Genomic DNA, 21,246 nt, shown 5'->3' on the forward strand with positions numbered 1-21,246 from the left:
GCGAGCCACTCTGCCGCGCCAAGCGCTTTGCTCCTTACCGAACGGGGCAGGCCCCATTCAGCGCGTGACCTAGGCAGGCCTGCGGCGTAAGGGACGCGGCAATCGACCGGAAGGAGCACAGCTTCGATGAGCGACATGACCATTATCCGCGAAAGCGACCTGATCGAAAGCGTGGCCGACGCGCTGCAGTTCATCTCGTACTATCACCCGATAGACTACATCCGCGCCCTGGGGGAGGCCTACAAGGCCGAGCAGGGCCCGGCGGCCAAGGACGCGATCGCGCAGATCCTGACCAACAGCCGGATGTGCGCGGAAGGCCACCGGCCGATCTGCCAGGACACCGGCATCGTCAACGTGTTCGTCAGATGGGGCCAGAACTGCCGACTGGATTCGGCCCTGAGCCTGCAGGACGTGGTCGATGAAGGGGTGCGGCGCGCCTACAACCATCCGGACAACAAGCTGCGCGCGTCGATCCTGGCCGATCCCGCCTTCACCCGCCGCAACACGCGCGACAACACGCCGTGCGTGCTCTCGGTCGAGATGGTGCCGGGTAACACTGTCAGCATCGATGTGGCAGCCAAGGGCGGCGGCAGCGAGAACAAGTCCAAGTTCAAGATGATGAACCCGAGCGACAATATCGTTGACTGGGTGGTCGAGCAGATCCCGGCGATGGGTGCCGGCTGGTGCCCGCCGGGGATGCTCGGCATCGGCATCGGCGGCACTGCCGAGCATTGCATGAAGCTGGCCAAATTGAGCCTGATGGAGCCGATCGACATGGCCCAGCTCAAGCTGCGCGGGGCGCAGACTGATATCGAGCAGCTGCGGATCGATATCTTCGACGCAGTCAACGCCATGGGCGTGGGTGCGCAGGGGCTGGGCGGGCTCTCGACCGTGCTTGACGTGAAGATCCTCGACGCGCCGTGCCACGCGGCCGGCAAGCCGGTGGCGATGATCCCCAATTGTGCTGCCACCCGCCACGCCCACTTCACGCTCGACGGAAGCGGCCCGGCCTACCTCGAGCAGCCCGATCTGGACCAGTGGCCTGACGTCCACTGGCAGCCGGATGCAGCCGCGAAGCGGGTCGATCTCGACACCCTGACGGCCGAAGAAGTGGCGGGCTGGAAGCACGGCGACCGGCTGTTGCTGAGCGGCAGGATGCTGACCGGGCGCGATGCCGCCCACAAGCGGATACAGGACATGCTGGCGCGCGGGGAGGAGCTCCCGGTCGATTTCCGCGGCCGCGCGATCTACTACGTCGGTCCGGTCGATCCGGTGATGGGCGAAGTCGTCGGTCCGGCCGGTCCGACCACCGCGACCCGGATGGACAAGTTCACCGAGATGATGCTCGACCTTGGCCTGCTGGCGATGATCGGCAAGGCGGAACGCGGCGCGGATGCGGTCGATGTGATCAGCCGGTTCAAGGTCGCTTACCTGATGGCGACCGGCGGCGCGGCCTATCTGGTGGCGCGCGCGATCAAGGAAGCGCGGGTGGTCGGATTCGAGGATCTCGGCATGGAAGCGATCTACGAATTCACGGTCGAGAACATGCCGGTCACGGTCGCGGTCGATGCCGCCGGGAACAACGTCCACAAGCTGGCCCCGGCCGAATGGCGCGAGCGGATTGCCCGGGAAGGTCTGCTGACGGCCGGATGACAGAGTTCGACGAAAGGGCGAGCCTGTCCGATGGGGGCGCTGGCTTGGAGTGGGCTCCCGCCGCTAGAGCGGGGCGGTAATGACCAGCCCCGTTCCAGAAAACGAAGTCGCCCGCGTGCCCGGTCGCACCGTGATGCTCTCGATCGTGTTGTTGTGGCTGTGCTACTTCCTGATCACCACCGTGCGCGGATCGATCATCGGGCTCGATTTCGACGGCGAGACATTGCAGCGACGGGCCATGGTGTGCGGGGCCGGGATCCTCGTGACTACCGTGATGTGGCTCGTCATCCGGTTGGTTGACCGGCAGGCGGTCTGGATCAAGGCACTTGTCTCGCCCTTGGTGGCCATCCCCGCCGCGCTGGCAATCGCACAGGCGAACCAATGGGCTTTTGCCGACATTCAGAGCCGCGCCATTCAGAAGATCGGCGCCGAGCAAGGCATCAAGCTCCGTCAGGACGAAGCGGGCAATATCCTGCTAGACCTGCCTGAGGCCGGGTCGACCGGGGCGGCGCAGGTGGGCGCGGGTGAAAACCTCAAAGCCGCTGTCGGTGGCCGGTCTGGCACCATCACCCTGGCCAAGGCACCCGCAGGGTTTGACCGCTGGCGGCAGCTGTCGGGCGTCGCGCTCAGTCCCTATTTCCTCCTCCTGGCATGGGCGGCGCTCTACCTTGCCTTGCTGGCCGGGGCGCAGGCCCGCGCCGCCGAACGACGCGAGGAGCGGTTCCGCAGCGCAGCCAAAGCGGCGGAGCTGCGATCCCTGCGCTACCAGGTCAATCCGCACTTCCTGTTCAACACATTGAATTCGCTGTCCTCGATGGTCATGACCGGCAAGACCGAACAGGCAGAGGCGATGATCCAGACCATCGCCAGTTTCTATCGCCACAGCCTTGCCGACGATGCCAGCGCCGATGTCATGCTGGCTGACGAGTTTGCCCTGCAGCAGCATTATCTCGACATCGAGGCGGTTCGCTTCCCTGACCGGTTGCGTCCGGTGTTCGAACTGCCTGACGGACTGGGCGAGGCGAGGGTGCCGGGGATGATCCTCCAGCCGCTGGTGGAGAATTCGGTCAAGTACGGCGTGGCCCCGGTCAATCGCCCGGTCACCCTCAAGGTGACGGCACGCGAAGAGTTCGGCCGGCTGGTGCTGGAAGTCTGCGATGACGGGCCCGGGGCGCCGCACGGCGCGAGCAATGGCTTCGGCATCGGGCTGGCCAATGTCCGTGACCGGCTCGAAGCGCGCTTCGGCAAGGAGGCCAGCCTGGTTTCCGGCCCGGTCGGGAACGGCTATCGTACCGAAATCCGCCTGCCGCTGGTGACCCATGTCTGACGAAGCCGCTGACGCCCCGCTCCGCACCCTGATCGTTGATGACGAACCGCTGGCGGTCGAGCGGCTGCAGGTCATCTGCGCCCGGATCCCGCACCTGGCGGTGGTCGGCACGGCCAGCGACGGCGCCGCGGCGCTGCGGCTGGTCGAGGCGCTTCATCCCGATCTCATCCTGCTCGACATGACCATGCCGGAACTCGATGGCCTGGGCGTGGCGCGAAAGCTGGCCCGGCGGGATCACCGGCCGGCCGTGATCTTCGTCACCGCGCACGACCATTTTGCGGTGGAGGCGTTCGATCTGGAAGCGGTCGATTATGTGCTGAAACCCGTTGCGCCGGACCGGCTCGACCGGGCAATCGAGCGCGCTCTGGCGCGGCGGGGAGAGCGCTCCCGCCCGGCGGGCGAATGGCTGGAAGAACTGTGGGTGCCCCACCGGTCGGAACTGCTGCGGATCGAGGTCGCCCAGGTCGGGCGGATCGATGCGGAGCGCGACTATGTGCGGCTCCATGTCAGCGATGGCGGTGATGCGACCCGCAGTTATCTGCTGTTGCAGACCATTGCCGGGCTCGAAAGCCGGCTCGATCCGGCGCGTTTCATCCGGATCCATCGCTCCACTATCCTGCGCAAGGACCGGATCAAGGGCCTTCGCCACGATGGCCTGGGCGTCTGGTCGGTGGAGCTGGAGGACGGGGAGGCCTTGCGGATCGGGCGGACCTATCTGCCGCGGGTCAAGGCCATGGCCGGGCGCTGAGCGCTTCAGGCGGTCCCTGGCAAGGTTCAGGACAGAAAAGCAGGACCCGGGCCGGGGGACTGGTCCGGCCCGGGTCCATCAGGTAGCGGCTGCGGGGTGTCAGCCGCCGAGCTGCTGTTCCGCCGCAGCGGCAGCAACCTGCTTCTTCGCCTCAGCCTTGGCCTGGCGGTAGCATCTGGTATCCTCGAGCGGGACGAGGCGGGTCCCGGTCCGCTGCTGGTCAAGGCCGCAGACCTTGCGGGCGGCGCGATCGATCCGTCGTTCAAGCGCAGCCTGGCCCTCCGGGTGGGAAAGATTGAGATCGGCGTATTGCACGCTGGTGGTGTTGGTCCGGGTTGCGACCTCGGCCGCGGCCGGGGCGATTGCAGTGAGTGATGCGAGTGTGCCGGCAAAGGCCAGCAGGGCCGCTTTCATGGGGGTTCTCATCGGTTTATCCTCCTTGTGCGGACCTTCCCGACGTGGGGGTGGAAGGCTTTCCGCAAGGATGGATATGCGCCTTCCAGACACGGCACGCTTGCCCGCATCGGCAGCTGGGTTAGTCGGTTCGACCGGCGCGGACCCGCCCGACGGACTGCGCAAACCGGCGGACGAAAGGTGTTTGGCAACCGACCGGCGGCAGGGCACAAGGCGGCTATGGCGTTGATCGTGACCTTCCTGCTCGGAATCGGCAACTTCGCGATGCACAAGGCAGTGCTGGAGAGCGGCCACCGGCTGCTTGGCCAGTTCGCGCTGGCGCCCGGCGGCAAGCCCAGGCGCGTCACGCTGCTGGTCGAGTTCATTATCCTGCTGGCCGCGATGCTGGGCACCGCCAACGGGCTGCCGGGCCTTGCCTTGGGCTACCTGCTCTACTCGCTCGCCAATGGTCTTTCGGCCTGGCTGATCCTGACCGGCCGGGTTTAGAACGGGCCGGGTTTAGAACGGGTCGGGTCTGGAACGGGCGGATCCGGGGCAGGCCTACTCGCCCCTGAACACCGGCGCGCGCTTTTCCAGCAGGGCATCGACCCCTTCCAGGTGGTCGGCGGTGACATGCATCAATGCCTGGGCGTTGGCGGCCATCTCCAGCGCGGTGTCGTAGGTGGTGTGCCGCCCCTGGCGCATCAGGTTCTTGGCCTGCCGCAAGGCGTGGGGCGGCATGGCCGCGACTTTGGCCGCCAGGGCCCGGGCTTCATCCATCAGGCTGTCCTGTGACACGACCCGGCTGACCAGACCCCAGTCGAGCGCGGTCGCGGCATCGATTACCTCGCCGGTATAGAACAGTTCGGCCGCGCGCGCCTCGCCGATAACCCGCGGCAGCACCCAGGTGCCGCCATCACCCGGGATGATCCCGAGCTTGAGGAAAGTGACGCCGAATTTCGCCTTGTCGCTGGCGATCCGCATGTCGGCAAGGCAGGCCAGATCGCATCCCAGCCCGATCGCCGGGCCGTTGACCGCCGCGATCAGGGGCACGCGCAGGCCGTAGAGCGCGCGCAGGATCTTGTGGATGTTGTTGCGATAGCCGTCGGCAATGGTCGGCGCGTTGCCGCCGAAATTGCCGGTCTTGTCCTTCATTGCCTTGATGTCGCCGCCAGCCGAGAACGCCCGCCCCGCCCCGGTCAGGATCACACAGCGCACGTCCATATCGGCATTGATCGCCTCGCAGGCGGCCACAAACGCATCCCCGTCGCCTGCGGCGCCCAGCGGGTTCATCGTCTCCGCCCGGTTGAGCGTGAGGATAGTGACGTGGTTGGCAGTGGAGATGCTGAGGAGGGTCATGGGCGAGGCATCCTTTCGCCCACCCCCATGCCATCACCCATCCACTTCGTCACCCCGGCCCCCGAGCCGGGGTCCAGCTTTTCTCCGGAACCCGCGCCACCTCGCCAGAACAGCGGGACCCCGGATCAAGTCCGGGGTGACGGTGCTAGTGAGGCCCCATGTCAAGCCATCGCCCGTAGTTGCGAATCGTTACCGGCCAGTTCTTCGGCCAATCAGGCAGGTTACTCTCGTGGAAGCCGCGCCGCTCGGCCCATTCGCGCGGCCAGTCCATACTGATGTCGTCATCGTCGATTGGCAGATCCTTGATGAGGTCGTCATCAGGGTGCGGCGTCAGCGAGGGCTCGTGAAACTTAAGGCAGGAGAGCGTCGTCTGCCAAAGAAAACGGGCGGCATCTTCAGAGACGTCGCTCACCATCAATTCCATGAACTGTGCTTCGGTGAGATTTGCCCGCCGGGCGTGTGTCGCCCGGATTTGCCGCCTGGTGTTCCGCCATGCCACACCAAACATGATCCCGAGGAAGCCTGCGACCGTGAATGTTGCCCAAAGCCAGTCAGGGACCAAGGACATAACACTCACCGAATTAGATCAAGCCCGCGCCTCTTCCACGCCCGCGCTGTTATGCCGCAGCGCTTTCAGCACGGTGTCGACGATATGCGGCGCGTTGAGCCCGGCTTCGTCGTACTGCTTTACCGGATCGTTCTGGTCCTGGAACGTGTCGGGCAGGCGCATGGTGCGGACCTTAAGGCCTGCATCAGTCAGGCCTTCATCGCTGGCGAAGGTCAGCACGTGAGCGCCGAGGCCGCCGATCGCGCCTTCTTCGATCGTCACCACCACTTCGTGGGTGCGCATCAGCTTCTCGATCAGTCCGGTATCGAGCGGCTTGACGAAGCGCAGGTCTGCGACCGTGGTGGACAGCCCCTTTGCGTCGAGCTGGTCGGCCGCCTTCAGCGCTTCGGCAAGACGGGTGCCGAGCGAGAGGATCGCCACCTTGGACCCTTCCCGTACCACCCGGCCCTTGCCGATTTCGAGTTTCTGCGGAACCTCCGGCAGGGCCACCCCCGTGCCATTGCCGCGCGGATAGCGGAAGGCGATCGGGCCGCTGTCGTGTTCGGCGGCGGTGTAGGTCATGTGGACCAGCTCCGCCTCGTCGGCCGCCGCCATCACCACCATGTTGGGCAGGGTGGCAAGGTAGGTGACGTCGAAGCTGCCGGCATGGGTCGCCCCGTCGGCGCCGACCAGCCCCGCGCGGTCAATCGCGAAACGGACGGGCAGGTTCTGGATGCACACATCGTGCACCACCTGGTCATAGGCGCGCTGGAGGAAGGTCGAATAGATCGCGCAGAACGGGCGCATCCCCTGTGCGGCGAGTCCGGCAGCAAAGGTCACCCCGTGCTGCTCGGCAATGCCGACGTCGAAGGCGCGAGTGGGGTGCGCCTTGGCGAAGCGGTCAATCCCCGTCCCGCTCGGCATGGCGGCGGTGATGGCGCAGATCAGCGGGTCAGTCACGGCCAGTTTGGCGAGGGTATCGCCGAACACGTTCTGGTAGGCGGGCGGGCCACCTGCGCTCTTCTTCTGTTCGCCGGTGACGACGTCGAACTTGACCACGCCGTGGTATTTGTCGGCGCTGTTTTCGGCCGGGGCATAGCCCTTGCCCTTCTGGGTCACGACATGGATCAGGCACGGGCCCTCGGCGGCGTCGCGCACGTTCTCCAGCACCGGCACCAGCTGGTCGAGATCGTGCCCGTCGATCGGGCCGACGTAGTAGAACCCCAGCTCTTCGAACAGGGTGCCGCCCATGGCCAGGCCGCGGGCGAATTCATCGGTCTTGCGCGCAGCGATGTGGAGCGGGCGGGGCAGCTTGCGGGCAAACCGCCTGGCAAGCTCGCGCAGGCCCAGGAACTGGCCGGAGGAGACGAGCCGGGCAAGGTAGGACGATAGCCCACCCACCGGCGGGGCAATCGACATGTCGTTGTCGTTGAGGATGACGACCAGCCGGTTACCGGCAGCCTCGGCGTTGTTCATCGCCTCGTAGGCCATGCCGGCACTCATCGCGCCGTCGCCGATCACGGCAATTCCGCGCCCCGGCTCATCCTTCATCTTGGCCGCCAGGGCAAAGCCGAGCGCGGCGCTGATCGAGGTGGAGGAGTGGGCCGCGCCGAACGGGTCGTATTCGCTTTCGCTACGCTTGGTGAAGCCTGAGAGGCCGCCACCCTGGCGCAGGGTGCGAATCCGGTCGCGCCGCCCGGTCAGGATCTTGTGCGGATAGCACTGGTGGCCGACATCCCATACCAGCTTGTCGGTCGGCGTATCGAATACGTAGTGGATCGCGACTGTCAGCTCGACCACGCCAAGGCCCGAGCCGAGATGGCCGCCGGATGTGCTGACGGCTGAAATGGTCTCGGCGCGAAGTTCATCGGCCAGCTGGCGCAATTCCTCGCGCGGGAGCCGTCGCAGATCGGCGGGCAGGTGGACCTGATCGAGTGTGGGGGTGGTCGGACGTTCGCTCATCGGCATTGCATACACATGCGAAGTGAGGCTGTCGATGAACCGGAATCAGGTGCCATGCCCTCAGCCCGCGCAGGCGGAGCACAGGCCGCGTACTTCGATGATCGGGCGGCGAATGGCAAAACCGGCTGAGACGGCTACCTCCCGAACCGCGCGGGATACACCGTCATGGTCGATATGGGTGGCTTCCCCGCATTCATCGCAGACCAGGAAGATGCAGTCATGCGCGCAGCCCGGGTGGCTGTTGGCGAGATAGGCGTTCGCGCTCTCCACCCTCAGCGCGAGGTTGTTGGTCACGAACAGGTCAAGGATGCGGTATACGCTGTTGGCTGCAACCCGCTTGCCGCGGCTGCGCGAAAGGTTGTCGGCGATGTCATAAGCGGAGGCAGGCCGGTCATGCCGGGCCAGTTCCTCGAACACCGCCTGGCGCATGCCGGTCCACTGTTCTCCGGCCCCCGTCAATGCCGCTTCGGCCGCTGCGACCAGTGCCTTGCCGCGGTGTTCATGATGCGAATGGTCGTGCATGGCACCGATATATGCGGCGCGCGGGCGGATTGCCAATCAGTTCCGCTGGAAGCTTGCCCGGAAATGATCGGGGTAAAGCACCTTGAGCGCGCGGACCTTGGGCGCATCCCACCGCACGATATAACCGTGCCGGGGGTTCTTCAGCATGAAGTCCTGGTGGTAGTCTTCCGCCTTGTGAAAGGCACGGTAGGGTTCGATCCCGGTTACGACCGGCTTTTTCCAGACGCCCGATGCTTCCATTTGTGCAAGGTAGGCTTGTGCCACCGCCCGCTGCTCTGCCCCGATCGGAACCAGCGCCGCCCGGTATTGTGCGCCAACATCAGGCCCCTGACGGTTGCGCAGGGTCGGGTCGGCGGTGACGGAAAAGAAGATGCGCAGCAGCTCGTCATAGCGGACCACGGCAGGATCGTAGACAATGCGCACGGCCTCGGCATGTTCGGTGGTGCCGGCAGATACCATGTCATAGTTGGCGGTTCTGGCGCTGCCACCGTGATAGCCGGACACCGCGCTGCTGACGCCCTTTACGTGGCTGAACACCCCCTCGACGCCCCAGAAACAGCCACCAGCGAAGATGGCGACCTTCTTACCCGGCTTTTCCTTGGCGATGCGCTTGGCCGCCGGGGCCTCGACCGCCTTTTCGCTTGCCTGGGCGGCGGGCTGGCACGATGCCAGCAGCAGCCCGAGGGCGGCAATCAGCGCTGCTGAGCGGATGACTCGACCGTTTCGGCGTGGGCGCTGGGCAGGAACTGCTCCTGGAACGAAGGCCCGATCTGCATGGCCACCAGCACCGCGCCAAGCGCAAAGCCGATGCCGAAGCTGCGATAGAGATCGGGTTTGAGGAGACCCATGCGGCGTTCCGTTCATATCTGTTCTGTTCCAGCAGTCACCTAACCCGGCAGCTCTTGCGGCAAAGTGAACGCGGAGTTGGTACCCGTTCATTCGCGCCAGTGCGCCAATGGTTACGGTGCACCGGCTGAATATTTCTCCGGTCAGTGCCGGAAGTGGCGCATCCCGGTGAAAACCATGGCCAGACCTGCATCGTCGGCTGCCGCAATCACCTCGTCATCTCGGATTGATCCGCCGGGCTGGATCACGGCGGTCGCGCCTGCTTCGGCCGCGGCCAGCAGACCGTCGGCGAAGGGGAAGAAGGCGTCAGAGGCAACCGCGCTCCCGACTGCGCGGCTCTGCGGCCAGCCGTATTTCTCAGCGGCTTCGGCGGCCTTCATCGCGGCGATCCGGCTTGAATCCCGCCGGTTCATCTGGCCGGCACCGATGCCGGCAGTTGCGCCGTTGTTGGCGTAGACAATCGCGTTGGACTTGACGTGGCGGGCCACGGTCCAGGCGAACAGGCAGTCCTTCAATTCCTGCTCGGTCGGCGCGCGTCTGGTAACCACTTTCAGGTCAGCGGCGGAAATCGCCCCGTTGTCGCGCGTCTGGACCAGCAGTCCGCCCGTGATCGGCTTGACCGACAGACCGCCCCGGCGCGGATCGGGCAGGTCCCCGGTCACCAGCAGGCGCAGGTTCTTCTTTCTGGCAAAGGCGGCGCGGGCTTCCTCGCTGACCGAAGGCGCGATCACCACTTCGGTAAAGATTTCGCAGATCGCCTCGGCGGTCGCGCCGTCGAGCTCGGTGTTGACGCAGACGATTCCGCCGAACGCCGACACGCTGTCGCACGCGAGCGCTTCGTGCCACGCCTCAAGCAGGCTGCCGCGTTGGGCAACGCCGCAGGGGTTGGCGTGCTTGACGATGACGACTGCCGGTTGTGCCCCGCGAAACTCGGCGGCGAGTTCCAGCGCCGCGTCGGCATCGTTGTAGTTGTTGTAGCTCAGTTCCTTGCCCTGAAGCTGCTCGGCCTGGGCAATCCCGCGCGTATGCGGCCCGGCGGGGGTGTAGAGCGCGGCCTGCTGGTGCGGGTTTTCACCATAGCGCAGCACGACCGGTGCCTTGCCGTTGACCGCCAGCATGTCGGGGAACAGTTGCCCCTGGTCAGCGAAGGCGAACCACTGGCTGATCATGCTGTCGTAGGTGGCGGTCAGGGCATAGGCCTTGGCCGCACAGCGGCGGCGGAAAGCGAGCGAGGTGGCTCCCTGTTTCGCTTCCAGTTCGCCCAACAGTTCGGCGTAGTCAGCGGGGTCAGTCGCAATGGTGACGAATTGGTGATTTTTCGCTGCCGAGCGAACCATACTGGGCCCGCCGATGTCGATGTTCTCGATGATCTCGTCGCGATCCGCGCCGCGCGCCACGGTTGCCTCGAACGGGTAGAGGTTGACCACCACCAAATCGATCGCACCGATCGCGTGGTCTGCCATGGCCGCGGCATGTTCGGGATTGTCGCGCACCGCCAGCAGGCCGCCGTGGACCTTGGGGTGCAGCGTCTTGACCCGCCCGTCCATCATCTCCGGAAAGCCGGTCAGGTCGGAAATGTCGAGCACCGTCAGGCCAGCTTCGCGCAAGGCCTTGGCCGTGCCCCCGGTCGAGACCAGTTCGACGCCACGAGCCGCAAGCGCAGTGCCCAGCTCTACCAATCCGGTCTTGTCGGACACTGACAACAGTGCCCGGCCGATCTTGACGTCGTCCACGTGAAACTATCCCATCTTCTTGAGCAGCCAGGAGAAAGTACCCCCGCTGCGCGGCGCCATCCCTTCGATGACGAGTTGCTGGATCGGGTGCGGGCGGCCCTGCCCGTCCACCCACATGCTTTCCTCCACCGCAAGCGCCGCCGCATTGGCATCGCCCGCCATGCGGAACTGCCAGTAGGACCCGTCAGGCAGGGCAAGCCCTGCACCCTTGCGGTCTTCCGACAGCCCGATTTCAATACCCGGCCCGATATGGAACCGGATCGCGTAGCCGACCTTGCCGCGCTTGCCCTTGCGGCCTGACGGGATCAGCAGATCCTCACCGCGCAGCTCGGTGCCGTTGTCGCGCATGATCAGGATGCGCCGATGGGTCAGGTTGTAGCGCGTGGCATAGCCATCGTGGCTGCCTTCGATCCGTGTCGCGCCGCCATTGCCCAGATCGAGCGCGCGGCGGTCAATCTCGACCTCGTTGACCCCGCTGCCCAGCTTGCCGCCGAGCAGGACAGCGGTGGAATTGGCGTTGTCGAGCACCAGCGTCGAATGGGCTGCACTCGCGCGCAGGCCCTGCTCGATCCGCACCGGCACCTGCCCTCCAGCCAATGCGGCGCCGCCGCAATTGACCACGATCCGCTGGCCGTCGGCGCTGAATTCGAACGCCAGGGTAGAGGCGCAGCCCCAGCGGGCGTGGCGGGCGAGCGGCGGCGGGGCGGCGTCGAAGATCAGCACCGACTTGCCGCCGCTGACCCGCTGGTAACCCCATTGGCGAACGTCCTTGAGCGGCCGGGTCCGCACGCCGCTGGCGTCGATCATGGCCGCGACCCGCGCCGCCGAGATTGCGCCCGAACCCTGCCAGTTGCCCAGGCCCCCGTCACTGTGGACCAGGCTGAGCAGGGGCGGCACCATCAGGGCCAGCATGGCCTGCAGCGCTTCGGGCGGATCGCGGTCAACCGCGCGGTAGCAGGCGGCAAGGTCAACCAGCAGGCCGATCACGTCCATCTGCGCGAGCGGGCTGCGCGACAGCACGCCGCCGTCCTCGCTCACCAGTTCACCCAGAGCGCGAACCAGCCCGGCCTCGCCATAGAGACGGCGCGGCTTACCCTCGGGCAGCAGCAGCCCTGCCGCCACGATGGCGCACCAGCCGGTTACCTCGCCCAGCCGGTCGGGCGCCCGGGTCACCGACTTGTCCAGCCAGCGGGCCGTCTCGGCAAAAGCCTTCAGGGCCTTGGAGCGAAGCCGCGCGTCATTGCCCGACAGGATAAGCGGAGCATGGACCAGCCAGGCGAGCAGCCGCTGTCCGGCATGTTCGATGTGCCATGCGGCGCCTTTGCCGGGCGCCGCGTTCTCGGCCAGCCAGAGCCCGAACACCCGCTCGGCAGTGGGCACGCATTGCTCGCGCGGCGCACTGGCAGCGAGGTCGCGCAGCCACGCGAAACCGTGGACGACCCGCTCGAAGGGCGGAGTCAGCCGGGCCACTGGCGAGAAATCCATCTGCGCGATCGGCGCCTTGACCCCGTGGACAAGGAAATGGCCGGCCCGCAAGGCCACACCCGCGGCTCGCTCACCGGCCAGCGGCGAGGCGACCGTGCCGAGCAGGCGCGGCTTGGCGGGCTTGGCGAAAGGGGAGGTCAGGGTGGAGCCGGGCACACCCAGGCGATACGCCAGCCGGATCAGACGCTCCCCTGCACCAAGGGAAGGCGGCGCAAAATCGGCCAGCGCCAGGGCCCGGCCCGGCTCCAGCAGGTTGCTCGTCTGCGGCGCGGCTTCCAGCAGGTGGCTTTCATGCCCTTCACCCAGCGGCAAGGCGATCGCTTCCTCGGTGGCAATCCGCCGGGCCTCGATCTCGCCGCGGGTCAGGGCCTCGCTCATCATCCCTGCCCCCGCAGGGCTGCGATATTGGCGGCATAGTGCCCCGGACCACCCTTGAAGGTGGCAGATCCGGCCACCAGCACATCGGCCCCGGCATCGACGCACTGGCGCGCGGTCTCGACATTGACGCCGCCATCCACTTCGAGATGGATCGGCCGGCCGGTGGCGTCGATCCGCCGGCGAATGGCCTCGACCTTGCGCAACTGGCTGTCGATGAAGCTCTGTCCCCCGAAGCCGGGATTGACGCTCATCACCAGCACGAGGTCTGCCAGGTCGAGCAGGTAATCGAGCGATTCAACCGGTGTGCCGGGATTGAGCACCACACCGGCCTTCTTCCCCAGGTTCCGGATGGCCTGAAGCGTGCGGTGGATGTGCGGCCCCGCTTCGGGATGAACAGTGATGATGTCTGCCCCGGCCTCGGCAAAGGCTTCGAGATAGGCATCGATGGGGGAAATCATCAGGTGGACGTCAAATGGCTTGTCCGTGTGGGGGCGCAGAGCCTTGACCACTGCCGGGCCGATGGTGATGTTGGGGACATAATGCCCGTCCATCACGTCCACGTGGATCCAGTCCGCCCCGGCCAGATCGATCGCACGCACTTCCTCCCCCAGCCGAGCGAAGTCGGCCGAAAGGATGGAAGGAGAGATCAAGGGTCGCGCCATTCTCACACTGGTTTGCTGCAGGCGTTTATCGGCCCTAGGGTCGCACCCGAACCGGAACAAGCGGGCGGGCGCGGTTTTTCCACACTGCTCCGCTGCCATTGTGCCTTGTGCGGGCAATTAAGGCGCAATTCAGGGCGCGGCCGCTATTTCCTTGCATCACTAGGCGCCGACAAACCGGAAGGGCAAACCGGAAGGGCAACCGGATTGGCCGGGGCTGATATGTGCTGCAACAGGCACGGGGCATTTCAGGAGTACGTGATGATCAAGGGTTACCGTTACGGTGCAATGGTGCTGGCAGCTGCGGGTCTGGCGGCTGCGCCTGCCGCTCAGGCGCAGTATCAGAACGAGGTCCCGCACAACCCCGCTTCCTGCAGCAGCGGCGGCCCGAAGATTCGGGTCAACGTCAGCGGCATCAAGGCGGCCAGGGGCACGATCCGGGTCCAGGCCTATTACGGCACCAAGGCTGACTGGCTGGAAAAGGGCAAGTGGCTGACCCGGGTCGAGGCCCCGGCCAGGGCGGGCACGATGACCTTCTGCCTCCCGGTTCCGCAAGCCGGAACTTATGGCGTGGCGGTGCGGCATGATCTCAACGGCAACGGCAAGACCGATCTGCGCGAGGATGGCGGGGCCATGTCCAACAACCCCAGCATCAATATCTTCAACCTCGGCAAGCCGAGCTACAAGAAGACCGCCTTCACTGTCGGCAGCGGCGTGACCACAATATCGATCGCGATGAAATACATGTGATCGGGGAAATGCATGTGATCGCGCGAGCGGGTCAGCCCCGGCGCGCGCGCCAGACCCGGTAAAGCACTGCCGGGGCCGCCAGCACAGGGTGCCGTTCGCGCCACGGTGTGACCGCGACCGGCACACCGGTATGGCGCTCGATCTTCCAGGCGGCGTAGCGTGCGGCCCCTTCGAAGGTGGTGCTGGCCTTGAGCAGGCGCAGCACGTTAAGCGGCTTGCCCAGCCGCCGGCGCTGGCTCCACCACCGGACGATGCCCTGGCGCACCTCTTGCGTCATCGCCGGGCGGAGCAGGTCGCCGTCGCGCGAAAAGCCGATCCCCTCCGCCGTCAGCGCCAGTGGGAGCAGGCCGTCGAAATGCTCGGCATTGACGGTCAGGATGGTATCCTCGCGCCCGGCTTGCTCGACCCGGAATTCGGCCCGATAGGTCGCCCGGAACAGTGCCCGCCAATATTCCTGTGCAGTGCCGGCTTCGGGCCCAAGCGCCACAGCCAGCCGTCCGGCAGTTCGTGCCGCTGCGCCGACGGCCTCGACAATCTCCGCCCGCGTGGCCTCGTCTGCCGCAAAGACCAGCGCGCTCGGCTGGACGAACCGCGCCCAGATGGTCGTATCCCGGCTTTCGCCCCGGCAGGCGCGGGCAAAGGTCTCCAGCGCCATGGTCGCCACCTTGGCACGCAGGGTAAGGCCTTCCGTCACGCACTCGTGATAGCTGACCCGGGGCCAGATACGGTCGCGCTGCGGGCCGGGCAGCAGCAAGTAAAAGTCCAGCACGCCGTCCAGTTCGCCCGTACGGAGGTTGGAACCATAGAACAGCGCAGCACAAGCGCCGGACGCCTCGGCCAGCTGGCGCGCGAATGCCGCAACCTCCGGCTTGACCGGTCGCTCCAGCTGCGCCGCCAGGCGGCTGGCGAGCGTTTCGTTCACGGCACCACGAAGCGCAAGGACGGGCCTTGCGAGACCCGATAGCGGCCTGGTGGAAAGGCCTCACCGTCCAGGATGTATTCGTCGGCAATGACGAGCTCGAACATATCGGCCGTGGAGTAATGCAGTCCGCGGCTGTCCGGATCCTTCAGCTTCAGGCCCGCCAGCAGCAGCGGCACCATCGCCAGCATGCGCCGGCCAGGCCGGTCAAGCGTGACGATCTTCAGGCCTTCGCGCAAAGCACCGAAAAGCCGGATACCGCCCGGGAACCGCTCCAGCGTGGAGGCCAGCATGATCGAGCGCCGCCCATCATATCCGGCACCGGCATGCGGCAGGGGGTTTCCTTCGCTGCCCAGACGCAGATCCATGCGGACACCTCGCCGCCACGGATTGGCGTCGCTGCCGAACAGTGCCTGAAGCACGCCCCAGCCCGCTGTCACCATCACCGCGAGGCTGTTGAATGCGCCGAGCCGGTGCGCTTCCTGCCCGGCACGCACGCCCGTGGCATAGCTGCCCGCGCCGAGAATGAAACCGGCCAGCGGTTCGCCGCCACCTTCGGCGGGCTCCACGATCAGGGGCCGCCGTGCGATCCGCTGGCCCTGGTCCCATGCATCGACCGCCCCTGCCAGCGTCCAGCCGGCGGGTGCCCCCAAATCGACGTTGAGGGCATTGGTCTTGCCCTTTGGCAAGACCGCCAGCTCAGGCCAGTCTTCGCCAAACACCGCCAGCCCGGCAGTCAAAACGTCCCGCACCGTGCCGTCGCCGCCATTGATCACCAGATATTCCACCCCGAGCGCGGCAAATTCTGACAGCGCAGCCCGGATTTCCTCGCGCTCGCGCGGTTCGGCCACATGGATGTTGGGACGACCGGCAATGTCGAGATCGCGGCCCCGGTTGCGGTGGCTGCGGGGGTTGTAGATGACGCCCACGACCGGTGGTGCGCCATCGCTGCGCCTGGCGTTGCCGGTCGTATCAATCTGAGGCACCATCGGGCGCCGCCTTTAGCCGCCCAGATGCGGCGCTGCACACTTTTTTTGCCGACGGCGGGGCAAGAGTGCGATAAAGTGCTGCTCATGCTGCATCCGGACCTGCTCGAAGCCGCCCGCTCCCTTTCAGACCGTATTGTCGCGCTGCGCCGCGCCATCCACGCCGAACCGGAACTGGGGCTGCATACGCCGCTCACCATGGCCAAGGTCCGCGCGGCGCTCGCGCACCTGCCGCTCGAATGGCGCGAAGGGCCATCGACCACGGGCCAGGTCGCGATCCTGCGCGGTGCGCGCGCCGGTGCCGCGGGCCATGGGCGGGTGCTGCTGCGCGGCGACATGGATGCGCTGCCGATGGACGAGCACACAGGGCTGCCGTTCGCCTCGACCATTCCCGGACGGATGCACGCCTGCGGGCACGATACCCACACCGCGATGCTGGTGGGGGCGGCCGAGATCCTCGCCGCGCGGCAGGGCGAGCTGGCGGGCGAGGTCATGTTCATGTTCCAGCCGGGGGAAGAGGGCTATCACGGGGCCCGCTTCATGCTCGATGACGGGCTGCTTGACCCGCTGCCCGACGCGGCCTTTGCGCTTCACATCATGCCCAATGCGCCGCACGGCGTAATCGGCGGCCGGGCGGGCCCCCTGCTCGCGGCCGCCGACCAGTTCGACATCGTGGTGACGGGGCGGGGCGGCCATGCCTCGATGCCGCATGACACGCGCGATCCCGTGCCGGCCGCCTGTGCCATCGTCTCGGCCATCCAGGCGATGGTCACCCGCCGGTTCAATGCCGCCGACGCGGTGGTGGCGACCGTCACCCAGATCAATGCCGGGACAGCGCACAATGTGATCGCGGATTTTGCGACCCTGCGCGGCACCCTGCGCAGCCTCTCGCCCGGGCATCGCGCCCAGCTCCATGCGCTGCTGCGCGAGGTCGCCAGCCACACCGCACAGGCTCACGGGGTCGAGGCCGAGGTGACGATCACCGAAGGCTTCCCGGTCACCATCTGCGATGCCCGCGCCGTCACGCTGGGAGCAGAGGTCACCCGCGCCACGCTGGGCGAGCAGGCCTGGCGCGACCTGCCGGCCCCGATCATGGGCGCGGAAGACTTTGCCTACGTGCTGGAGAAAGTGCCCGGCGCGATGTTCTTCCTCGGCGTGGCGCAGGAGGGTGAGGACTGGCGCCAGTGCTGTGCAATCCATTCGCCCCGGATGCATGTGGACGAAGCCGCCATGCCCAGCGGCACTGCCATCCTTGCCGGCTGCGCCCTGCAATTCCTCCAGCGGGGCTTCGCCTGACGTAACGGCAGCGGTTTACGCCGCAAAGCAAACCTGCCTAGGTTCCGCCCGAAGGCCGGACAGACCACGATTCGGCCACCTCTGGAGAGGATACCGATGTCCGGCAGCGAACCTTACCACCCGACCTATGGCGATGCGCTGGCTTTCCATGCCGCAGCCCGGCCCGAGCAGCCCGCGCTGCGCTATGGCGATACTGTCACCAGCTACCGCGATTACGACCGGCATGTGACGCAGGTCGCCAATGGCCTTGCGGCGATGGGGCTGAACCAGGGCGACCGGGTCGCCTATTTCGGCAAGAACAGCGATCATGCAGTCGAACTGGCGCTGGGCGCGGCGCGAGCGGGCATGGTATTCATTCCGATCATCTGGCGGCTGGCCCCGGCCGAGGTCGCATTCATCATGGCTGACTCCGGCGCACAGGTATTGTTCCGCGAGGATGAATTTGCCGATGTCGAATTCGACGGTCGAATTGTCTCGATGGAGCAGGATTTTGCCGCCTGGCGCGATGCCCAGAGCGACGCGGCGGTCACCACTGAAGTCGGCCCGCACGATCCCCTGCTCCAGCTCTACACATCCGGCACCACCGGCCTGCCCAAGGGCGTGGTGCTGAGCCACCACAACGGCACCCACCTGCGCCCCCTGATGAAGCAGCACGGGATTTACTGGTACTGCGCCGATCCGGGCGACAGCATCATCCTTGCCATGCCCTATGGCCATATTGCCGGGGTCGGCACGGCGCTGGGCGCTGTCCTGGGCGGGCAGGAACTGCTGATTCACCGCGAATTCGATCCGGTCCTGCTGATCGGCGATGTCGAGCGTTATCGGGTCAAGTGGCTGTTCCTCGTCCCTGCCGCGATTCGCTTGCTGCTGTCCCATCCGGCTGCGGCAAGCGCCGATTTCTCCAGCGTCCGCGGGCTCACCTATGGTGCCAGCCCGATTCCACTCGACCTGCTCAAGCAGGGAGTCGAGCGGCTCGGTTGCGATTTTGCCCAGCTTTACGGCCTGACCGAGACGTTCGGCACGGTCGTCAGCCTGTCGCCAGATGACCACAAGCCGGCAAACATCATCGGCCGCGAACGGGTTATGACGTCGGCAGGCAAGGCGCTGCCGGGCTCGGAAATTGCGATTCTCGACGAGAACCTCCAGCCGCTGCCCCCCGGCCAGATCGGCGAAGTGGCGATCCGCGGCGAATGCGTGATGCTCGGCTACTGGAACCGCCCGGAAGAGAATGCCAAGGCGCTGACGGGGGACGGCTGGTTCCGCACCGGCGATGCTGGCATCCTTGACGAAGAGGGCTACCTCTACATTCAGGACCGGATCAAGGACATGATCATCACCGGGGGCGAGAACGTCTATCCGGCGGAAGTGGAAAGCGCGGTGTTCGGCCATCCGGATATTGCCGACGTTGCCATCATCGGCGTGCCCGACGAAAAGTGGGGCGAAGCGGTGAAGGCGGTGGTGGTGCGACGGCCGGGCAGCGATCTCGACGAGAAGGGCGTGATCGCCTTTGCCAGGGAACGCATTGCCGGATTCAAGTGCCCCAAGTCGGTCGACTTCATCGAAGCCCTGCCGCGCAACCCCAGTGGCAAAATCCTCCGCCGCGAACTGCGGGCGCCTTACTGGGAAGGCAAGGAGCGAATGGTCAACTGAGCTCGCGGCTGATCTGCAGAAAAAATGGCGCACCCGACAGGATTCGAACCTGTGACCCCTGCCTTCGGAGGGCAGTACTCTATCCAGCTGAGCTACGGGTGCTCTGAGGCCGGCAAGGCCGACGAGGGGCGCGCTTAGCAAAGCAGGGCGGAGGTGGCCAGTGGAATATGGCGGGCGAAATTGCGGGCGACCTGTCAGCCGGCGGCCTGCGTCGGGCCGTGCATTTCGTGCGGTTATTAGCGATTTGGCAAGTGCCCTGCCGTAAGACTTGGCCGGCAACCATGACCAGCACTTCGCCCCACCCCGCCCAAAGCGGCTCTGTCGATCAGCGCACCTGGCAGGCGCTGAGCCTGCGCTGGGCTGCGCTGCACGATGCGGCGGCAGCTGTCGCGGCTCTCGCGGGGCTGGCACCCGAGGTGCCCGAGCACGCCGTCCGCGCCTTTCCCGGGCTCGCCCGCGATGCCGGCGCCCGCCGGTTTGCCGCGGTGGAACAGGGTGTGGCGGACATTGCAGCAATCATGCAGCCGGGCCTTGCGGCCTTGCTGGCGGTCAACGCGCGCGGGCAGGATGCCCGGGTTCCGGCGCTGGCCCTGTGGCAGGAATTCCACGCCGCGCGGGCCGCGGTGCTCGGACTGGTTCCGGCGGAAGGCACTTCACGCAGGAGTGCCTGACAGGCCGGGCGAGCGGCAAGGGTTGACCTTGTTCGCACTATGTTCCAATGCTTGAGGTATGCCCCGGCCTGCTCCTGCACCCTTTTCTCCGCCCGATCCGGTGCCAGCAACAGACGCCAGTGCCGTCGCCCGCGGCATCGCTCGCCTGTTTGCCCGCAACGATATCTGGTGCCTGCCCGAAATGCCCCTGCGCAACGGGCGCCGGGCCGACCTGATGGGCATCGATGCCAAGGGGCAGGTGGTGATCGTGGAGATCAAGGTCGCGCGGGCGGACCTGCTGGGAGACGGCAAGTGGCCCGATTACCTGGATTTCTGTGACCGGTTTTTCTGGGGCTTGCCCCCCTTGCTCGACCGTTCGCCACTGGAGGGTGCCGACTTCCGGCCTGATTGCTGCGGCGTGATCGTGGCGGACGGCTACGATGCGGAGATTCTTCGTCCTGCGCCGCTCCATCCGCTCGCGCCGGCCCGCCGCAAGGTCGAGGTCGAACGGCTGGCCCGCGCGGCGCTGCGCCGGCAGCTGGTCGCCCGCGATCCGGATTGTGCGCCCTGGGTGCCGTCCGAATAGTCGCTGGAGATAGGCTCTGTTCGCGTGGGCTTCGCTGCGGCATAGGCTGGCGCGCATGAATGTCGCACTTATTCTGGCTGTCGTGACCTCCGCCCTGGCAATGACCGCGATTGTCGCGCTGCGCTATCTTGTCACCAGCGGGGCCTTTGCCTGGGCCACCAGCCATGTCCGCCCGGGGCTCTACGCCCGACTAAGGCCGCAGATCCGGCGTGAGATCGGCTGGTCGCTGCTGTCCGCCGCGATCTACGGCGTACCGGCCGGGGTGGTCGCCTGGGGCTGGCAGGAACGTGGCTGGACGCAGATATACACCGGGTTCGGCGACTATCCGCTGTGGTACCTGCCGGTTTCGCTGTTCATCTACCTCTTCCTGCACGACACCTGGTTCTACTGGACGCACCGCTGGATGCACCGTCCGCGGTGGTTCCGCATCGCCCATGCCGTGCACCATGACAGCCGCCCGCCGACAGCCTGGGCGGCCATGAGCTTCCATCCGATCGAGGCGCTGACCGGTGCCTTCGTGATCCCGGCCCTGGTGTTCTTCGTCCCGGTTCACGTGGCGGTGCTCGGGCTGGTACTGGCCACCATGACTGTTATGGGGGTGACCAATCACATGGGCTGGGAAATGTTCCCCCGCGCTCTTGTTAACTCCAGGTTGGGCAACTGGCTGATAACGGCCAGCCACCATCAGCGTCATCACGAGCAATATCTATGCAACTATGGCCTCTATTTCCGTTTCTGGGATCGCCTGTGCAAGACCGATCGCGGCCTGTCCGACAGCTTTGCGCGCTAGCGCTGGC

General features: G+C 66.2%; 22 protein-coding genes and 1 tRNA gene. 10 read left to right on the top strand and 13 right to left on the bottom strand.

The window, feature by feature from the left end; genetic code table 11:
- Window positions 1-126: 126 nt before the first annotated feature.
- From U4960_RS01715 to U4960_RS01725, 3 genes are all read left to right on the top strand, one after another.
- A complete protein-coding gene (locus U4960_RS01715; RefSeq protein WP_324261891.1) occupies window positions 127-1,653 on the top strand; it encodes a fumarate hydratase in 1,527 nt (508 codons plus the stop codon).
- Window positions 1,654-1,732: 79 nt separating this feature from the next.
- A complete protein-coding gene (locus U4960_RS01720) occupies window positions 1,733-2,980 on the top strand; it encodes a sensor histidine kinase (RefSeq protein WP_324261892.1) in 1,248 nt (415 codons plus the stop codon).
- Complete coding sequence (locus U4960_RS01725; RefSeq protein WP_324261893.1) at window positions 2,973-3,728, top strand: LytR/AlgR family response regulator transcription factor; 756 nt, start codon at window positions 2,973-2,975, stop codon at window positions 3,726-3,728. The genes U4960_RS01720 and U4960_RS01725 overlap by 8 nt, the downstream gene beginning before the upstream one ends.
- A gap of 99 nt (window positions 3,729-3,827) precedes the next feature.
- Here U4960_RS01725 and U4960_RS01730 read toward each other — a convergent pair whose 3' ends face one another.
- Window positions 3,828-4,154, bottom strand: coding sequence for a UrcA family protein (locus tag U4960_RS01730; RefSeq protein ID WP_324261894.1), 327 nt, complete (start codon window positions 4,152-4,154; stop codon window positions 3,828-3,830).
- Between the two features lie 207 nt (window positions 4,155-4,361).
- Here U4960_RS01730 and U4960_RS01735 point away from each other — a divergent pair, with 207 nt between their 5' ends.
- The gene (locus U4960_RS01735; RefSeq protein WP_324261895.1) at window positions 4,362-4,628 is read left to right on the top strand and encodes a hypothetical protein; all 267 of its coding nucleotides are present in this window, start codon (window positions 4,362-4,364) and stop codon (window positions 4,626-4,628) included.
- Window positions 4,629-4,682: 54 nt separating this feature from the next.
- Here U4960_RS01735 and U4960_RS01740 read toward each other — a convergent pair whose 3' ends face one another.
- The 9 genes from U4960_RS01740 to rpe form a co-directional block, all read right to left on the bottom strand.
- Complete coding sequence (locus tag U4960_RS01740; RefSeq protein WP_324261896.1) at window positions 4,683-5,480, bottom strand: crotonase/enoyl-CoA hydratase family protein; 798 nt, start codon at window positions 5,478-5,480, stop codon at window positions 4,683-4,685.
- 145 nt (window positions 5,481-5,625) lie between these two features.
- Window positions 5,626-5,904 carry a hypothetical protein gene (locus U4960_RS01745; RefSeq protein WP_324261897.1) on the bottom strand — a complete coding sequence of 93 codons (279 nt, stop codon included), beginning with the start codon at window positions 5,902-5,904 and terminating at the stop codon, window positions 5,626-5,628.
- Between the two features lie 162 nt (window positions 5,905-6,066).
- Entirely contained in the window at window positions 6,067-7,989 is a 1,923-nt protein-coding gene (gene dxs / locus U4960_RS01750) for a 1-deoxy-D-xylulose-5-phosphate synthase (protein ID WP_324261898.1), read from the bottom strand.
- 60 nt (window positions 7,990-8,049) lie between these two features.
- Entirely contained in the window at window positions 8,050-8,511 is a 462-nt protein-coding gene (locus tag U4960_RS01755) for a Fur family transcriptional regulator (RefSeq protein WP_324261899.1), read from the bottom strand.
- Between the two features lie 36 nt (window positions 8,512-8,547).
- Window positions 8,548-9,222, bottom strand: a complete 675-nt coding sequence (msrA, locus tag U4960_RS01760; protein WP_324263154.1) for a peptide-methionine (S)-S-oxide reductase MsrA — start codon at window positions 9,220-9,222, stop codon at window positions 8,548-8,550.
- On the bottom strand, window positions 9,204-9,359 hold the full coding sequence (locus tag U4960_RS01765) for a hypothetical protein (RefSeq protein ID WP_324263177.1): 156 nt from the start codon (window positions 9,357-9,359) through the stop codon (window positions 9,204-9,206). Before U4960_RS01765 ends, msrA begins: the two co-directional genes overlap by 19 nt.
- Before the next feature lie 141 nt (window positions 9,360-9,500).
- Window positions 9,501-11,090, bottom strand: a complete 1,590-nt coding sequence (gene purH, locus U4960_RS01770; RefSeq protein WP_324261900.1) for a bifunctional phosphoribosylaminoimidazolecarboxamide formyltransferase/IMP cyclohydrolase — start codon at window positions 11,088-11,090, stop codon at window positions 9,501-9,503.
- A gap of 6 nt (window positions 11,091-11,096) precedes the next feature.
- On the bottom strand, window positions 11,097-12,956 hold the full coding sequence (locus U4960_RS01775) for a heparinase II/III family protein (RefSeq protein ID WP_324261901.1): 1,860 nt from the start codon (window positions 12,954-12,956) through the stop codon (window positions 11,097-11,099).
- Window positions 12,953-13,615: a ribulose-phosphate 3-epimerase gene (gene rpe / locus U4960_RS01780; protein ID WP_324261902.1), complete on the bottom strand. Its 663-nt coding sequence runs from the start codon at window positions 13,613-13,615 to the stop codon at window positions 12,953-12,955. The genes U4960_RS01775 and rpe overlap by 4 nt, the downstream gene beginning before the upstream one ends.
- A 258-nt stretch (window positions 13,616-13,873) precedes the next feature.
- On the opposite strand from rpe, the gene U4960_RS01785 reads away from it, so the two are divergent.
- The gene (locus tag U4960_RS01785) at window positions 13,874-14,362 is read left to right on the top strand and encodes a DUF2141 domain-containing protein (RefSeq protein WP_324261903.1); all 489 of its coding nucleotides are present in this window, start codon (window positions 13,874-13,876) and stop codon (window positions 14,360-14,362) included.
- Window positions 14,363-14,393: 31 nt separating this feature from the next.
- On the opposite strand, the gene U4960_RS01790 is transcribed toward U4960_RS01785, so the two are convergent.
- Both U4960_RS01790 and U4960_RS01795 read right to left on the bottom strand, forming a co-directional pair.
- Window positions 14,394-15,284, bottom strand: a complete 891-nt coding sequence (locus tag U4960_RS01790; protein WP_324261904.1) for a hypothetical protein — start codon at window positions 15,282-15,284, stop codon at window positions 14,394-14,396.
- Window positions 15,281-16,270 carry a diacylglycerol/lipid kinase family protein gene (locus U4960_RS01795; RefSeq protein WP_324261905.1) on the bottom strand — a complete coding sequence of 330 codons (990 nt, stop codon included), beginning with the start codon at window positions 16,268-16,270 and terminating at the stop codon, window positions 15,281-15,283. The genes U4960_RS01790 and U4960_RS01795 overlap by 4 nt, the downstream gene beginning before the upstream one ends.
- An 84-nt stretch (window positions 16,271-16,354) precedes the next feature.
- Here U4960_RS01795 and U4960_RS01800 point away from each other — a divergent pair, with 84 nt between their 5' ends.
- Window positions 16,355-17,563, top strand: a complete 1,209-nt coding sequence (locus U4960_RS01800; RefSeq protein WP_324261906.1) for a M20 metallopeptidase family protein — start codon at window positions 16,355-16,357, stop codon at window positions 17,561-17,563.
- A 96-nt stretch (window positions 17,564-17,659) separates the two neighbouring features.
- Entirely contained in the window at window positions 17,660-19,213 is a 1,554-nt protein-coding gene (locus U4960_RS01805) for a long-chain-fatty-acid--CoA ligase (RefSeq protein ID WP_324261907.1), read from the top strand.
- 25 nt (window positions 19,214-19,238) lie between these two features.
- Here U4960_RS01805 and U4960_RS01810 read toward each other — a convergent pair.
- Window positions 19,239-19,315: transfer RNA gene (locus tag U4960_RS01810), tRNA-Arg, on the bottom strand.
- Between the two features lie 179 nt (window positions 19,316-19,494).
- Between U4960_RS01810 and U4960_RS01815 the strand changes: the two genes are divergently transcribed.
- Genes U4960_RS01815 through U4960_RS01825 form a run of 3 tightly spaced genes read left to right on the top strand, consistent with a single transcriptional unit; the run spans window position 19,495 to window position 21,239 of the window.
- Window positions 19,495-19,884 (top strand): hypothetical protein, encoded by a 390-nt coding sequence (locus tag U4960_RS01815; RefSeq protein WP_324261908.1) that lies wholly within the window; start codon window positions 19,495-19,497, stop codon window positions 19,882-19,884.
- A gap of 58 nt (window positions 19,885-19,942) precedes the next feature.
- Complete coding sequence (locus U4960_RS01820) at window positions 19,943-20,449, top strand: MmcB family DNA repair protein (RefSeq protein ID WP_416379089.1); 507 nt, start codon at window positions 19,943-19,945, stop codon at window positions 20,447-20,449.
- Window positions 20,450-20,504: 55 nt separating this feature from the next.
- Complete coding sequence (locus tag U4960_RS01825; protein ID WP_324261910.1) at window positions 20,505-21,239, top strand: sterol desaturase family protein; 735 nt, start codon at window positions 20,505-20,507, stop codon at window positions 21,237-21,239.
- The last annotated feature ends 7 nt before the right edge of the window (window positions 21,240-21,246 follow it).

Origin of the sequence: Altererythrobacter sp. H2 (assembly GCF_035319885.1) — a bacterium.
GTDB lineage: Bacteria > Pseudomonadota > Alphaproteobacteria > Sphingomonadales > Sphingomonadaceae > 34-65-8.